Below are 14862 nucleotides of genomic sequence, written 5' to 3'. Positions count from 1 at the left end.
TCCGTGCCGATGGGCCTGGGGTGGTTCAGCCGATGTTGTCGACCGCGGACTTCGCGCGCGCGAGGGTCTGGTGCGCGGTCGCGTCGTTCTTCTCCAGCGTCGTCTTCAGCAGGTGGATGATGTTCTTGACCTCCTGCGAGGCGCGGTTCCAGCGCATTTCCTTGCCGTGGTACTCGTCCGCCACGCCGTCCGCGGTGAAGTCCGACATCGCCTGCTTCACCTGGGCGTCGCGGGCCGCGATCACCTGCTCCAGGCGGGCAATCACCGCCTGGATGTTGCCCTGTGCCTCCGCCGAAGCGCCCGAGTCGTAGGAACGCCGGTCCATGCCAGCAGCCATCACAATCCTCCCCGTCGAAATCTGGTCTGAAGTCCTGCTGCCGCGCTCAGATGGTCAGCGGCCGGAGAAGCGGGCCGCGTCGAAGTTGGCCGCCGACATCTGCGACCGAGCGTTGTCGGCCTGCTCCTGGACACCCGAGCCGAACGCCGACTCCATCCCCGACTGACCGCCGACGATCGCGGACAGCGCACTGTTCAACTCCGCGCTGATCTCGTCAGCGTGCGCCTTGAACGAGTCGAAGGCCGCCTTGCCCGCACCGTTGAACTTGCCCTCCAACGGCTGGGCCGCCTGGACGAGCTGATGGATCAGCGTCCCCAGCTCCGTGCCCGACCCCTGCGACTGCGACCTCAACGTCGAGAGCGTCTGCGCCCCCATGTCGAACTTCATCAAACTCCCCCCCACCAGACTTGATGGTCGTATGTGTGGTCATGCCTATCAACCGGTGCGTGACCGGTGCAATTCACAATCCAATGCTATGACGAGGGTGTGACAACGGCTCAAAATCGCTGTCCGTCTACCCGCCCTGCTTCGGCCCTCGGCTGCGAGGGTGTCACCCCCGTATGACAGGTGCTCTCACGCGCTCTTCAGGTGCCGCATGAGACGTTCGAAGTCCTGCCAGCCGGTCAGGTCCGAGGGGTCGCCGGGGAACGGGTAGTACATCGCTGGGCGGGTCTTCGGGCCCAGGGGGAGGGGCGGTTGGGGCAGGGGGGTGTGTCGGGCGCGGTCGTCGGGCATCTGGTGGACCTCCTCGGCGCCGAGGACGAAGCCCACCGGCACCCCTGGGCCCTCGAAGCGGGGCGGCACCGCCAGGTCGCGGCGGGCCTTGCGGAGTTGGACGAGCATCGACTGGAGGCGGTGGCGGGTGGCCAGCAGTTCCGCTGCCGAGTGCAGAGCGTCCAGGGGCGGTTCCTCGTCGGCGCCGTAGCCGAACATCAGCGTGACCTCTTCCTCCACGCCCGCCTTCGTGCGGTTGATGCGGACGGTGGCCAGGCCGGGGCGGTCCGGGGTGCCGACCACCACGATCCAGGTCGGCTCTGGGGCGCGCTCGCGGGCGAGGTCGGTGATCTGGCGGGGAGAGAAGGGGAGGTTGGCGGGTTCCGCGGTTCCCCATCCGGCCGGAGGCCCGCCGGTCAGTTCGCGCCATAGCGACTCCAGTGCACCGCCGAGCACCAAGCTCTCATCTGCGGGATGGACGGCGCGGAACGTGACCGCCAGCTGTCGTTCGTCCGTGGCCGTGGCGTCCTGGTAGGAGGCGGCTAGCGGGGTGCGGGGATCTTCGGGGGTTGCCTCAGGTGAGGCTATGGGGGCGAACATGCCGTCCTGCCAGCGCAGTACGGCTCCGGTCAGGCCGTCGTAGTAGCCGTCGCGTTCGTCGCGCATGACCCAGCGGGAGGGCCAGTTGCCGAGGCTGTCGCGGACGGCCGGGGAGAGGGTCGTTCCCGGTGGGGTGACGATCTGGAGGCCGAGTTCGGCGGTGGCGGCGGTGCGAAAGGCGTCGGAGAGCCAGGCGGTCATGGCGATGACCGGGCGGTCCTGGATGACGACGGCGACCTTGTCGGTGAGGACGTCGACGGCGGGTCGGGCGGCTGCGGGTGTGGGGGCCACGGTCACGTCGTCGGTCTCGACCACGGCCAGGGAGCGCGCGGCTTCTGGTGGCCATGCGGAGCCGTCGGCCAGCGTGGCCAGTCGGGCGGCGAAGGTGCCGGCGAGACGCTCGGCGTGTTCGACGCCGGTGGTGGCGCGGGCCTCCGTCCACCAGTACGGGAGGGGCGGTGGGGTGGCTCCGAGGAGGCGTTCGGCCTCGCCTTCGACCTGAACGAGCAGCGGTGCCTCCACGGAGACCAGCGGTCGGCCCTCAGCGTCACACAGCCGCACTACGGCACCCTCGCCCGTGGTGTCCACCAGCTTGTCCGGGCCTCCGGAGAGCAGGCCCGCGAGCATGGCCCACGGGTCGGGCATGCGCTGGGTCAGGGCGATGACGTCCTTGGTCATGTGGCGGCTGATCCTTCATCATTCTGGCCGTGGGAGTCTCGTGCCCCGTGGCTCGCATATGGGCATCCGAAACGACCCGCCGTGGAAACCGGCGGGTCGTCACGAAAGATCGAGGCTAACGCTCGCAGTTTGTCAGGCGGCCTGCAGCGAGCACGTAGCGGATGCGGCGGAGAGCGTCCAAGTCGGTAAGGGGGTTGCCGTCGATCACGATGAGGTCGGCGCGCTTGCTGGGGGCAAGGCTTCCTGAGTCGGACAGGCCGAGGGCCTGCGCGGGATGGATGGTGGCCATGTCGAGGATTTCGGCAGGTTTGAAGTCAAGGGAGGCGAAGAATTCGAGCATGCCGACGTAGTCGCCGAACTGGGCGCCCGGGACACCTGCATCACGCAGCCCGAGCGCTGTCCGCACTCGACACGGTGTGACCGCCGCCGACGTCGGTGGCGGCGGTGGTGAAGGAGACAGCGGAGCCGCTGGGGTCGCTGCGGGTGAGCAGGTCGAGGGTGAGGCCCTGGTCGGCCAGGGCCGTGAGTATCTGTTCGGTGAGGCGGTGACTGCCGTCGTGCGTGGTGACCCGGACCTGGACGCTGTTCAGGTCGTGTGCGACGGCGACGACCACACTCTGTTCCTCCAGCACGGACTCCTCAACTCCCTTGGATGTCGTAGTGATCACGGTTCCCTGGTGTTCCTTGAAGGAGCTGATGACGTGGACGTCCACCGAGTGGGATGCGGCGAGTTCCACGGCGCGCGAGTGCATGACCGTGGCTCCCGCGTAGGCCATCTCGACCATGACGTCGACCTCCACGGCTGGCAGTCGCCGGGCGCCCGGCACCACTCGGGGATCGGCGCTGTAGATGCCGTCCACATCGGTGTAGATCTCGCACCGTTCGGCACGGAGGGAAGCGGCTAGGGCAACGGCTGTGGTGTCCGAGCCGCCCCGGCCGAGGGTGATCAGGTCATGGCCCTCATCGACGCCCTGAAACCCGGCGAGTACCGGTACTGCGCCCTGGGCGAGCAACCGGTTGATCCGATCTGGGGTGATGGCTGCGATCGTTCCCCTGCTGTGCTGGCCTGCGGCCCGAATCACGGCCTGATGCGCCATCAATGAAGTGGCAGGAATGCCAAGTTCTTGCAGAGCCAGGGCAAAAAGCGCGGCCGACTCGGTCTCTCCGGTAGCCAGCAGCTGGTCCACCTCGCGAGTGCCGGGCCGAGCGCTGATGTCGGCCGCCAGGCCGAGCAGCCGGTCGGTGGTGTCTCCTCGGGCCGAGACGACTACTGCGAGTTGCGTTCCGGTGGTCCGGGCAGCGGCTACCCGGGCCGCTGCCCGGCGCAGACAGGTCCCGTCTGCGAGTGACGAGCCGCCGAACTTCATTACCCGTATGTCGCTGGCCGGGCGGTCAGACATGATCGGCCCAGTTGTAACGCGGGGCGAGTTCGCCCACCCTCCGGTCGTTCTCGGAGGTCCATTGGGGCAGCGGCTCTCCTTCCTGGGTCGGGAGCCCCGCAGTCAGGAAGAGCTCCTCGAATCCGGCGGGGGTGAACATGAAGAGCATCTTCGCCGTCTGGACACTGGTGTTGCGGAACCGGTGCAGAGTGCCGCTGGGTATGAAGACGAAGTCGCCGGCCTTGGCGGTGAACGTGCGCTCTCCGTCGAGGACTTCGAGCTCGCCGCTGAGGACGTAGTACGCCTCGGACTCCACGGTGTGCACGTGCGGCCGGGGCCCGCAGGCCGGCGGAACGGTGGCCTCCACAAGTGCCAGCACCCCGTTGGTGGACTCCTTGGTCGCCTTGACGGTGTAGGTGCCGCCTGCCATGACGACGGTCTGCCCCCGGCCCGCTGGGATGTGCTGAACGCGTTGCATGCTGGTGACAGTCATGGTGTGGATGCTCCTGTCGTGGCGCCCAAGTCGGGCAGCCGGTCGAGTTCGATGTGGAAGATGTCCCGATAGGCTGCGAGAACTTCATCGTCCCCGCTGAGGAATTCTTCGCTGCGACGCCCGTATTCGGTGCGGGTCAGAGTCCTCCCGGTGAGAGAAATTCGACCTTCCGTGGTCATCAGAGAACAGAACGGTCCCTTGCGGAAGGGGGATTGGGGAGAGGTCTGAAACCACCAGAGTGTGGGCAGGAAATCGGCCAGTTCGCGAGGGCGAGCTTCGAGTCGGAGAATCGGCTGCCCGTCACGCAGAAGGTCGAGGTCCCGGTGTGGGGCGGGGACGAATTGGAAGTCTCCTTGTGGGTCGCGCTGTACGCCCCCTTCATCGAGTCGCAGTGGGTACCTGCTGCCTCGCCCGAAGCCCACGTCGACTAGGAACGGCCTGGCCAGATCGACCCGGAGCACGGTGTGGCCAAACGCAGCACCCAGTGCGCCGTCCGGGTGGATGATCCGGCTGGCGAGGAGCTGGACCCGGTAGCCCAGAGCGGATAGCAGGGAAGGGAAGGAAAAACCGTTGAGTTCTCTGCAACTCCCGCCCCGATGGTGGGTTATGACCTTCTCTAGGGTGTCCGGTCCGGGTTGGACGAGGGCACCGAGATGAAAGTCAAGATTCTCGAAGGGAACGGAAAGGAGGTGATTCTCCTGAAGCGCCCGAAGGGCTTTGACGCTCGGTGCGCTATGCGCTGGTGCTCCAATGCGCCCTAGATACGCATCGGTTATTGCGTCATCCATGAGAACGAAGTTAGGCGGGAGGTCTCAGGATCGCCACTACTCGGACGGGTAGCGGCGACTACCCGTCGGAAACGCCCGTCGCCCATCGAGCGGTGGGTAGCGTGAGCCAGAACGAGATTCCATCGGCAAGTCGGCCCCGCGCAGGCGACCTTGACACCGCCTGCGAACGGTACGAGGATCGCGTACATTCACTGTACGTAGATCCCGTACCAACGAACCGTCATGAGAAGGGTGCCATGGCAACGCCCACTCCCTCCGCAGAGAGCCCCGCCGCCTTACGCCTGGGGTGGTCGCTGGCGCTCCTGGCGCTGGCCCAGTTGATCATCAGCATCGACTACAACATCGTCTTCGTCGCGCTGCCCGAGATCGGTCGGGAGCTGAATTTCTCCGCCTCGAACCTGCAGTGGGTGGTGAGCGCCTACACCGTGGTCTTCGGCGGATTCCTGTTGCTCGGTGGTCGCGCCGCCGACCTGCTGGGCCGTCGGCGGATGTTCTCCATGGGGTTGGCGCTCTATGCCATCGCCTCGCTCCTGGGCGCCTTCGCTACCGCCTCCTGGATGTTGATCACCTCCCGAGCCATCCAGGGCATCGGCGGCGCCGCTCTCTTTCCCGCCACGCTGGCACTGATCAACACCACGTTCCGGGCTGGACCGGAACGCAACCGGGCGCTCGCCGTGTGGGGTTCGGCGGGCGCGAGTGGCCTCTCGCTGGGCGCGGTGCTGGGTGGCGTCCTCACCAAGTTCTTCGGCTGGGAGTCGGTGTTCCTGGTGAACGTGCCACTGGCTGGCGGCTGCGCACTGGCCGGCTACTTCGTGCTTCCCCGGGATGTGGCTCCCACTCGGCGGCGCCCCTTCGACCTCCCCGGAGCGCTCCTGGTCACCGCGGGTGTCACCCTCGTCGTCTACATCCTCGTCCAGGGACCGGTCGTGGGATGGACCTCCGCCCAGATCTTGGGGAGCACCGCACTCGCCGTTGTCCTCCTTGCCTTGTTCGCGCTGGTCGAATCACGCAGTGCCGACCCGCTCATGCCGTTGCGCCTGTTCGCGAACCGCAATCTGAGTACGGCGACCGTGGTGATGTTCATCTGCCAGGGCGGCTTCGCCGCGCTGCTGTACTACCTCACCGTCTATTTCCAGGAGATCGCCGGATACAACGCCCTGCAAAGCGGCCTTGCCTTCCTGCCGTTGGCCGCCGTCGCCATGGTCGCGACGCGCAGTAGCCCTCGCCTGCTGGCCCGCGTCGGAGTGCGCAGTGCCCTCGCTACCGGTCAGGCCGTCAGCGCCGTCGGGCTCGGGGTGCTGGCTCTAGGACTGTCGTCATCGGGTTCGTACCTGACCACCCTGCCTGGTGTGGTGGTGTTCAGCATCGGCAACGGCGTGACGTTCACGGGCATGTTCGCTGCCGCCGGCAAGGGAGTTGCCCCGCAAGAACAAGGTGTTGCGTCCGGCATGGCCTCCACGGGCCGCCAAGTCGGCGGGGCGGTGGGCCTAGCGGTGCTCGTTGCCGTAGCCAGCGGCGGAACCGAGGGCCTGAGCGGCCACCGGCTACATGAGCAGATGACCGTCGGGCTCCAGACGGGTGTCTGGTTAACCGCGGTGCTGTGCCTGGTGGGCGTGGTGGTCGGTCTGCTCGGCCTGGAGCGCGAGCAATCCCTCCGCTCCGCACGGCCGGCCCGCGAACCGGCCGCCAACTCAGTCGATGCTTATCGCTGAGCGCCTCCCTTCAACCCGTAACTCACAGGCCCGTACACCCAAACGCAGAACGGAGAGCCAACCGTCATGACCGCTCCCGCCCGTAGCCGCTTCACCGGCAAGGTGGCTCTGGTCACCGGAGGTGGCACCGGTATAGGCCGTGCCACTGCCCTGGCCTTCGCCCGAGAAGGCGCTTCGGTTGTCGTTGCCGGCCGCAGTCCCCAACCCTTGGACGAAACCGTCGAACTGATCACCCACGTAGGGGGCCAGGCCCGCGCCGTCCCGGCCGACATCACGTCGTCCGAGGAGGTGGCACGTCTGGTGGACAGCACCGTCGAGGCCTTCGGCGGGCTGCACATTGCCTTCAACAACGCAGGCGTCTTCCCTGATTACGCACCGCTTGCTGAACTCTCCGAGCACGTCTGGAACAACGTGCTCGACACTAACCTGACGGGTACCTGGCTTTCGATGAAGCACCAGATCCGCCACATGCGTGCCCACGGTGGCGGTGCGATCGTCAACATGGCCTCGGCTGTTGGCCCCCATGTAACTGTGCCCGGTGCCGCCCTCTATGGCGCCACCAAGTCCGCGATCACTGCGCTGAGTCGGAGCGCGGCCCGTGAATACGCGGCCGACCGCATCCGCGTCAACGCTGTCAGCCCGGCCTCCGTGAACACTCCCATGTCGCTGCTGCCCGGCGAGACCGCCGCGGAGCGCGACATACGACTGAAAGAGCGCTTCCCGGTAGGTCGGGTCGGCAAAGTGGAAGAAGTTGCCGCCGCCGTGCTGTGGCTCGCCTCTGACGAGGCGGGATTCACGCTCGGCCATGACTTGGTACTTGATGGTGGCGTGAGCGCCTGAGGCGCATGCGCAACGCGGTGGGTGTGCGACCCGGATCGCACACCCACCGCGTCGGCGTCTCAGCGCCGGGCGTCCGCAGCAAGCACGGTGTCCAAAAGCCCGGGGAAGCGTGCTTCGAGGTCTTCCCTGCGCAGTCGGACGTAGGCCTTGCGTCCGGCCGGCCTGCGCTGCACCACACCTCCCTCGCGCAGCACCCGCCAGTGTCGCGTCAGGGTGGACTTGGGCGCACCGGTCTCAATGGCGCTGCAGTACGTCTCACCACTCGCGGCCAACTCCCGCACGATAGCCAGCCGAATCGGGTCACCGAGCGCTGCCAGCACGGTCTCCAGTTGAAGGTGATGACGCTCAGGATGGTAAAGCTCAGCCATGATTCGACTATACGGCTCTCTCGTACAAACTGTTGAGTCCTGAACCGCCGGTAGTTGCCCCTGGACGCGCGCTGAGTGCCTCGGTGGCATCACGTCGATGCGGCGCCACGAGACCAACTCGCTCGGTATACCTGCCATCTGCCTCGCCATGGGCCGCTCAGACTTCCGCCGTCGCCTCTGCCAACGACCTTGTCTCGTCCGCATATGCCTGGAGATGCTCTGCCGTCATTTGGCGGGCCCGGGCCGTCGACAAACATGGTCTCGGAGTACCTCGACGGCTCCCGGTCAGGTGGCGGAATACGCGGTCTGGATCAGGCGGTTGGGGCGGCCCCTGCGGATGAGGATGCCTCGGCCGGGTGGTTGTGGGGAGGCGTAGACGCCGGGGAAGAGTTGGCCTTCGCTGCGGTCGCCGGTCATGACGAGTGCGGAGGAGCCTGACTCTCGGAGGCTTTGTACGAGGGGTTCGTACAGGCCGCGGGAGGCGCCTGCGACGCGGCGGGTGAGGATGAAGTGGAGGCCGATGTCGACGGCGGAGGGGATGTAGGGCAGGAAGGGGGCCAGGGGTTCTTGGCCGGCGGTGGTCAGGACGTCGTAGTCGTCGACGAGGACGACGATGCGTGGGCCGCCGCCCCAGTTGCCGGGCTGGAGGTCCTCGGGGCGCGTGGTGTCGTCGGGCAGGCGCTTGTCCAGGACGCCGGCGACGCCGGTGGCAAGTCCCGCGCAGAGTTTGGCGTTGTAGGCGTAGCCGCCGTTGAACTCCTCGGGGATCGCGCCGCGCAGGGACCGCCTGGGGTCCATGACGGCGAAGACCAACTCGTCTTCGCCGTAGCGGTCGATGAGGCCGTGGGCGATGGTCTTGAGCAGGTTGGTCTTGCCGCATTCGCTGTCGCCCAGGATCAGCAGGTGCTGGTCGTGGTGGAAGAGGTCGAGCAGGACGGGGGCGAGGGCGGTCTGGTCCAGGCCGAGGGGGACCCGGTGGGGTTCGGCGACCGGGCCGGGCAGGAGGTTCGGCTCCAGGAGGTGGGGCAGTACGCGTACGGGTTGGGCGACTTCGCCGCTCCAGGTGGCGCGGATGGCGCGGGTGGTGCGCTCCAGGATCGCGCCCAGGTCGGTGGTGTCGGTGAGTGTGTCGGTGCGGGGCAGGGCGACCTGAGCGAAGAGCTTGCCGTCGGTGAGGACACGGCCGGGCTCGTCGGGGGAGAGGGTTGCGGCGAGCTTGTGGTCGATGGAGGACTCGCTGGGGTCGTTGAGGCGCAGTTCGATGCGGGTGCCGAAGTTGGACTGGACGGCGATGCGGGCGTCGTTCCAGCGCAGCATGCCCGCCACGATGTGGATGCCGTAACCGCCGCCGCGCTTGAGGAGGTCGGTGACGTCGTCGTCCAGCTGCTCGAAGTCGTCGCGTAGCGCGCCGAAGCCGTCGATGACGAGGACGATCTCGGCGGAGGCCAACTGCGGGAGCCGCCCGGCGGCGTGCAGGTCGCGCAGTTGGGCCAGGGAGTCGATGCCGTGGTCGCGGAAGAGGTCCTCGCGGGCGGCGAGCATGGTGCGCACTTCTTCGACGGTGCGGGCGGCGCGTTCACGGTCGGCGCGGCCGGCGATGCCCCCCACATGCGGCAGATCGGCCAGGGCCGCCAGGCCGCCGCCGACCAAGTCGAGGCCGTAGATGCCAACTTGTTGGGGGGTGTGGGTGAGGGCGAGGGAGAGGACGAGGGTGCGCAGGAGGGTGGTCTTGCCGGACTGCGGGCCGCCGATGATCGCGGCGTGGCCGCCGGCTACGGTCAGGTCCAGGTACCACTGGCCCTGCCACTGCCTGATGGGGTCATCCAGCAGGCCGAGCGGGACTTCGAGTGGGCCGCGGCGCTTGGTGAGTTGCGTACCGCGCGCACCGACGTCCAGCGGCCCGGCGATCGCATCCAGGGCGATCGCGTCGGGCAGCGGCGGGAGCCAGATACGGCGCTCCGCACTGGCGGCGTTCGTCAACTGCTCGACCACGACGGCCAGTTCGGTCGGTCCGGTATCGCGGCGTCGCACTGTCGGCTCGGCCGCCTCGCCCTCTTGGGGGTTGGCTGCGGAGTTGAAGGTGTCGTAGGGGAGGGCGAGGGGCCCGGTGTCCTCGTCGTCGTTGCGTTGTACGGGGCCGCGGTAGGGGCCGGAGACGTAGCTGGCCTTGAAGCGGTCGTAGTGACTGGTGTCGACCTTGAGGTAGCCAAAGCCAGGCAGCGGCGGCAGGTGGAACGCGTCGGTGGTGTCCAGGACGGTGCGGGACTCGTCGGCGGAGAAGGTGCGCAGGCCCAGCCGGTAGGACAGATAGGTGTCCAGGCCCTTCAAATGGCCGCCCTCGATGCGCTGACTGGAGAGAAGTAGGTGGACGCCGATGGAGCGGCCGATGCGGCCGATGGACAGGAACAGGTCGATGAAGTCCGGCTTGGCGGTGAGCAGTTCGCCGAACTCGTCGATGGCGACGAACAGGTGGGGGAGCGGTTCCAGGTCGGGGCGGCGGCTGGCGCGCAGGGCTGCGTAGTCGCCGATGTCGGCGACGTTGCCGGCGTCCTTGAGGACCTGCTGACGGCGCTTGACCTCACCGGCGAGGGAGGCATGGACGCGCTCGACCAGCCCGGCCTGGTTCTCCAGGTTGGTGATGACGCCGGCGACGTGCGGCAGTTCGGCGAACGGTGCGAAGGTCGCGCCGCCCTTGTAGTCGACCAGGACCAGGGAGAGGTCCTCTGGTGCGTGGGTGGCGACCAGGGCCAGGACGATGGTGCGCAGGAGCTCGGACTTGCCCGAGCCGGTGGCGCCCACGCACAGTCCGTGCGGGCCCATGCCCAGCTCGGAGGATTCCTTCAGGTCCAACAGCACCGGTTCGTGGGCGTCGTTGACGCCGATCGGTACGCGCAGGAAGGCGCGTTCGTTCCGTGGCGCCCACAGGTGGGGGAGGTCGAGTCGTGCCACGTCGTCGATGCCGAGGAGGTCGGCGAAGTCGATGGGGCCGGTCAGCGGTGCGTCGGCGAGCGATTCGGCGGACAGGCGCAGCGGTGCCAGCATCCGGGCCAGGCCCTCGGCGAACGGGATGCTGACGTCGTCCGCCGTGCCGTGGGCGCCGATCGGCTCCTGCCCCCGCAGGTCCTCGATGACGACCTGATCGCCCTCGATGGTGATCCGGACCCCGACGTGGCCCGGTTCCTGGACCCGGTGCTCCAGCAGGTGCAGCACGGTGACGCCCATGTCGCGCAGGCCGACCGCCTCGTCCGGGCGCGGCAGTTCGACGGCGTCCGCCCCGTGTCCGTCGGCGACGACGAGTAGCCGGGAGGTCATGGCCAGGGCGTCGTTGCCGGACAGGCCGCGGCGCACCTCGGCGGCGTAGGAGGCGCGGCGGCGCAGCTCCGGACCGAGTTGCCGGGCGAGTTGGGGCAGGGAGGGCGCCATGCGGCGCGCGGCGACCGGGCCGTCGAACTGCTCGGAATCCAGCAGATGCGGCAACCACTTCGCCCACTCCCAGTCAGCCAGCCGATCACCAGGCGCTGCGAGGGCCACGGCCACGTCGTCCGGAGCGTGCACCGCAGCGGTCTGGACGAGCAGGGCGCGTGCGAGGCGCAGGCAGTCCTCGCGGGGGCCGATGACGCCGACGTTGCCGACCCGGTCCAGTGGGGCGGTCAGGGGCAGTTCGGTGCCGGTGCGGAAGCGGGCCATCAGCGCCGATGCCTCGTTCAGCATGAAACGGTCGGGCGGGGTGAGGACCGTCGAACCCTGCTGCCCGATCTGCAGGTCGCGTACGGGCATTTCGCCGGTACCGACGCGTACGCGCAGGAAGTCACCGTCCGTACGCCGGCGCTCCCACAGGCGGGCCGGATCGCGCACGATGTCGTAGAGGGCGGGTGGCGGCGGGTTGAGGATCTCGGCGCGCTCGCGGCGCCCGCGCTCGTCGGCGGAGAGTTCCTCGCGCAGGTCTTCCAAGTAGGCCAGGTATGCCTCGCGTTGGGTGCGTCGGGCGCGTTGGGCCTTGCCGCGTTGGGAGAAGGCGAGCGCCATGGAGCCCATGATGGTGACGACGAGGATGATCGCGCCGAGCCCGGCGAACTGGCTGTTGCGCACCACCGTCATCATCACCACCGACGACATGACGCCGGCCACCGGCAGCAGCGACATCGCGATGTTGCCCGCCTTGCCCTCAGGCAGGTTGGGCGGGGGCTCGATGATGCGCGCCTCGGTGGCGGCCGGGGGCCGGGTGGTCCGGGCCGGGCGGTGGATCAGTCGGGTAGTCATCGTCGTCCGTCGTTCACGGTTCGTCGTCCGGGGTTCACGGTCGGGCTCGGCATGGCGGTCAGTGACGCCTTTGGGAGAGGCGGAAGGCGTCCGCGGTGATGCGGGCGGCGGCCTGCCTGGTCGGGTGAGCGAGCAATTCGGTCTGGATCGGTCCGCTGGCCGCCAAGTGCCGGTCATACGGCAGGACTTGGACGCCTACCCCGAGGGACCGGAGTTTCTGCGTGGCCTCGTCGAGGTCGATCCCGCAGTGGGGCACCAACTCGGTGAGCACGACGACGGTGCCGTCGATCACGTGCCGGGGCAGCTTCTGCATCCACTGGAGCACGCAGTACGTGCTGCTGATGCCTTCCGGCGTGGCGGGCGTGGTCAGCACGCGACCATGGGCGGCGGCGAGCGCGACCCGGGCCACCTCGGCGGGCAGCGTCTCGCAGTCGATGACCATCACACCGAAGTAGCGCCGCAGCGCCACCACGGCCCGCTCGTACGCCTGACTGTCCAGCATCGCACCGATCTGGCCCTGGCTCGCGGGCAGCAGCCAGGCGTTGTTGGGGAGCTGGACGAGATAGCCGGTGACGTCGAGCAGCGACATGTCCGGCTTGACGATGTCCGCGACATCGCTCGTCGTCCAGCGCCGCGTCTGGGCACCGAGCCGCAACGGCACCGAGCCCAGCGCCGGATCGGCCTCCAGAACAAGGACCGGATCCTGCCGGTAGTGCGCGAACGTCGTACCGAGCAACGCGGCGACGGTCGACTTGCCCGAGCCACCCCGGATGGACGTCACCGCGATCTGCCGCCCCGTCGTCACGGGCTGCTGAAGCACCCCAGCAGTCTCGGCGACCGCGGCGACCTCACGTGCGGCGGACGAGGACAGCGTGCGACGCAGGACACGTGCAGCACGCGTCACGAAGGACTCGCCGTGCTGCGGCTTGCGACGCATCGCGTTGGCCAGTTCCTCGTCCACCATCGGGCGGGAGACGGGGGCGCCTTGAGGCTGGGGGTGTTGTTGGCCGGCAGCGTACGCCGCCGGAGCCTGCTGCCTGAGCTCCTGGTGCGGGTAGCCGCCCTGCTGCTCCTGCCCTGAATACGGGGCGGCCTGCTGATGCGCACCAACCTCATGAGCAGCACGCGAAGCCTGAGTGCTCTGTGCAGACGGGCCAGAAGCAGGACTGGAAGCGTTGTACGCCTGCCCACCAAGGACTTGCGCATCCTGCTGAGCGCCGCCACCCCTCAGGTCGCGCAGCACCTCACCCTGCCAGCCGTCTCCGCTCGGCATGCTTGCCCTTCACCCCCACCCTGCTGCCCCGCCCGGAGCACCTGCACGTCGACTCAGAACTGGTTAAGCAACTGCCCATACACACCGAACACGCCAAAGGCGAGGGGGAAGAGCCCCACCATTCCCACCGACTCGACCAGATCCGCCACGCGCCGCAACCGCACCTGCACATGCTCAGGCACCTGCACAGCCAAAGCCACCAGCGGCAACACCGCAGCAGCACCCAACACGACCAGCGGCCCGGCACCCCCCGCATGCTCCATCCACACCACCACCAGGCGCACAACCAGACACGACGCGGCGACCAAGAGCGCCACGACCTCGGCAACCAACGGGAACGCCCGCGCCCTCGACACAAGCACCACCGCGACCAGACACGTCAGCGCGACGCTCCACACGGTCGGCTTCCCGGCCACAGTGAGCAACCAGCCAGCAGAGGCCGCCGAAACCGCAGTGACGATCGTCGACAGAGCAAGACCGCGATGCGTCGCCGCAAGAGCCGTACCCACCTGGTGACGACTGACCGAGACCCCACCCGAGCGACGATCATCGAGCGCCGTGAGCCCCGACGCCATCAAGGCAAGCCGCGGCAACACACCAAGCAGCACCAGAGACAACACGGCCATCACAGCGCCGAGTCGGGCCGGATCGCCCTGGAGGGCAGCCACCACCTCCCACACGACCGCGATCGTGGCAGTCGTCACGGAGCCAACGAGCCCACCCTTACCCAGCGGCGAGAAGTAGCCGAGAAAACCAAGCGTCACCACCAACACACCCGCAACGCCGGCCAACCGCGCCGTATCCGGCCAGGCGTACGCATCCGCCGCCGTCCACGCCGTGAGAACACCAAGCCCACCGGCGGCGAGCAGGAGCGCGGTCGTCAGACCCCGGTTCCCCCGCCCGACCTTCGCAACGAGCCCACCAGCCACCAGAAGCACGAGCGCGAGGACCGAACAAGGACCGACGAGAGCGTCGAGCGCGAACTCACGGCGAGCGAGCAACGCGGCCACCACCGTGAAGGCGACCGTCGCCACGCCCGCGCTGGCCCGGCGAGCGGCGGGACGCCAGCGCCACGCCCGCAGATCAAGATCGTCAGCCACCTGGTCCGTGACATCATGCACCACCGGAGCGGGCGGCGCAGAGTGCGTTCTGACGAGCCGGAGCACGGCACCGTCGACGATCCCGGCCGACGCCAGCGTGCTGTCATGCGGCAATACGGAACCGTCGGAGGTAATCAACTGCCGCGTCATCGGCCCCGACACAGGCCGATCGCCCAACAACTGCAAGACATCGGGCAGCAATTGCCCAATGGGCGTATCGGAAAGCAGGACGACGTCGGCCCGGCGCCGCTCGCCGACCAACGTCACTCGACTCAACTGCCCCCGGGAAGTCGCCACTCTGCTCACCACTTACCTGAACC

The 14862-nt window shown here is 68.1% G+C and carries 13 protein-coding genes; 2 read left to right on the top strand and 11 right to left on the bottom strand.

The window, feature by feature from the left end; translation table 11 throughout:
• Nucleotides 1–25 precede the first annotated feature (25 nt).
• The 7 genes from ACIQU6_RS26130 to ACIQU6_RS26100 form a co-directional block, all read right to left on the bottom strand.
• Nucleotides 26–337, bottom strand: coding sequence for a pore-forming ESAT-6 family protein (locus ACIQU6_RS26130; protein WP_403484106.1), 312 nt, complete (start codon nt 335–337; stop codon nt 26–28).
• 54 nt (nt 338–391) lie between these two features.
• Complete coding sequence (locus ACIQU6_RS26125) at nt 392–724, bottom strand: hypothetical protein (RefSeq protein WP_403484105.1); 333 nt, start codon at nt 722–724, stop codon at nt 392–394.
• Nucleotides 725–910: 186 nt separating this feature from the next.
• Entirely contained in the window at nt 911–2329 is a 1419-nt protein-coding gene (locus ACIQU6_RS26120; protein WP_403484104.1) for a DUF6177 family protein, read from the bottom strand.
• Nucleotides 2330–2444: 115 nt separating this feature from the next.
• Nucleotides 2445–2669: an amidohydrolase family protein gene (locus ACIQU6_RS26115; RefSeq protein ID WP_403484103.1), complete on the bottom strand. Its 225-nt coding sequence runs from the start codon at nt 2667–2669 to the stop codon at nt 2445–2447.
• A 40-nt stretch (nt 2670–2709) separates the two neighbouring features.
• Complete coding sequence (locus ACIQU6_RS26110) at nt 2710–3729, bottom strand: aspartate kinase (protein ID WP_403484102.1); 1020 nt, start codon at nt 3727–3729, stop codon at nt 2710–2712.
• Nucleotides 3722–4201 carry a cupin domain-containing protein gene (locus ACIQU6_RS26105; protein WP_403484101.1) on the bottom strand — a complete coding sequence of 160 codons (480 nt, stop codon included), beginning with the start codon at nt 4199–4201 and terminating at the stop codon, nt 3722–3724. Before ACIQU6_RS26105 ends, ACIQU6_RS26110 begins: the two co-directional genes overlap by 8 nt.
• On the bottom strand, nt 4198–4989 hold the full coding sequence (locus ACIQU6_RS26100) for an arylamine N-acetyltransferase (RefSeq protein ID WP_403484100.1): 792 nt from the start codon (nt 4987–4989) through the stop codon (nt 4198–4200). The genes ACIQU6_RS26105 and ACIQU6_RS26100 overlap by 4 nt, the downstream gene beginning before the upstream one ends.
• A gap of 236 nt (nt 4990–5225) precedes the next feature.
• Here ACIQU6_RS26100 and ACIQU6_RS26095 point away from each other — a divergent pair, with 236 nt between their 5' ends.
• Entirely contained in the window at nt 5226–6701 is a 1476-nt protein-coding gene (locus tag ACIQU6_RS26095; RefSeq protein WP_403484125.1) for an MFS transporter, read from the top strand.
• Between the two features lie 66 nt (nt 6702–6767).
• On the top strand, nt 6768–7541 hold the full coding sequence (locus ACIQU6_RS26090; protein WP_403484099.1) for a glucose 1-dehydrogenase: 774 nt from the start codon (nt 6768–6770) through the stop codon (nt 7539–7541).
• 59 nt (nt 7542–7600) lie between these two features.
• Here the strand turns inward: ACIQU6_RS26090 and ACIQU6_RS26085 are convergent, their stop codons facing one another.
• The 4 genes from ACIQU6_RS26085 to eccD form a co-directional block, all read right to left on the bottom strand.
• Nucleotides 7601–7909, bottom strand: a complete 309-nt coding sequence (locus ACIQU6_RS26085) for an ArsR/SmtB family transcription factor (protein WP_403484098.1) — start codon at nt 7907–7909, stop codon at nt 7601–7603.
• A 285-nt stretch (nt 7910–8194) separates the two neighbouring features.
• Nucleotides 8195–12169, bottom strand: a complete 3975-nt coding sequence (eccCa, locus tag ACIQU6_RS26080; protein ID WP_403484097.1) for a type VII secretion protein EccCa — start codon at nt 12167–12169, stop codon at nt 8195–8197.
• A 58-nt stretch (nt 12170–12227) separates the two neighbouring features.
• On the bottom strand, nt 12228–13442 hold the full coding sequence (locus tag ACIQU6_RS26075; RefSeq protein ID WP_403484096.1) for a MinD/ParA family protein: 1215 nt from the start codon (nt 13440–13442) through the stop codon (nt 12228–12230).
• A 53-nt stretch (nt 13443–13495) separates the two neighbouring features.
• Complete coding sequence (eccD, locus tag ACIQU6_RS26070; RefSeq protein ID WP_403484095.1) at nt 13496–14851, bottom strand: type VII secretion integral membrane protein EccD; 1356 nt, start codon at nt 14849–14851, stop codon at nt 13496–13498.
• Between the last annotated feature and the right edge of the window lie 11 nt (nt 14852–14862).

This window comes from Streptomyces sp. NPDC090442 (genome assembly GCF_044769405.1).
In the GTDB taxonomy this organism is placed as follows: Bacteria; Actinomycetota; Actinomycetes; order Streptomycetales; family Streptomycetaceae; genus Streptomyces.
This window is presented reverse-complemented; position numbering and strand designations above follow the sequence as displayed.

Excerpts from the sequence above, each read along its gene's own strand:
- ACIQU6_RS26130 (WP_403484106.1), bottom strand. The coding sequence starts at position 337 with ATGGCTGCTGGCATGGACCGGCGTTCCTACGACTCGGGCGCTTCGGCG.
- ACIQU6_RS26125 (WP_403484105.1), bottom strand. The coding sequence starts at position 724 with ATGAAGTTCGACATGGGGGCGCAGACGCTCTCGACGTTGAGGTCGCAG.
- ACIQU6_RS26120 (WP_403484104.1), bottom strand. The coding sequence starts at position 2,329 with ATGACCAAGGACGTCATCGCCCTGACCCAGCGCATGCCCGACCCGTGG.
- ACIQU6_RS26115 (WP_403484103.1), bottom strand. The coding sequence starts at position 2,669 with ATGCTCGAATTCTTCGCCTCCCTTGACTTCAAACCTGCCGAAATCCTC.
- ACIQU6_RS26110 (WP_403484102.1), bottom strand. The coding sequence starts at position 3,729 with ATGTCTGACCGCCCGGCCAGCGACATACGGGTAATGAAGTTCGGCGGC.
- ACIQU6_RS26105 (WP_403484101.1), bottom strand. The coding sequence starts at position 4,201 with ATGACTGTCACCAGCATGCAACGCGTTCAGCACATCCCAGCGGGCCGG.
- ACIQU6_RS26100 (WP_403484100.1), bottom strand. The coding sequence starts at position 4,989 with ATGGATGACGCAATAACCGATGCGTATCTAGGGCGCATTGGAGCACCA.
- ACIQU6_RS26095 (WP_403484125.1), top strand. The coding sequence starts at position 5,226 with ATGGCAACGCCCACTCCCTCCGCAGAGAGCCCCGCCGCCTTACGCCTG.
- ACIQU6_RS26090 (WP_403484099.1), top strand. The coding sequence starts at position 6,768 with ATGACCGCTCCCGCCCGTAGCCGCTTCACCGGCAAGGTGGCTCTGGTC.
- ACIQU6_RS26085 (WP_403484098.1), bottom strand. The coding sequence starts at position 7,909 with ATGGCTGAGCTTTACCATCCTGAGCGTCATCACCTTCAACTGGAGACC.
- eccCa (WP_403484097.1), bottom strand. The coding sequence starts at position 12,169 with ATGACTACCCGACTGATCCACCGCCCGGCCCGGACCACCCGGCCCCCG.
- ACIQU6_RS26075 (WP_403484096.1), bottom strand. The coding sequence starts at position 13,442 with ATGCCGAGCGGAGACGGCTGGCAGGGTGAGGTGCTGCGCGACCTGAGG.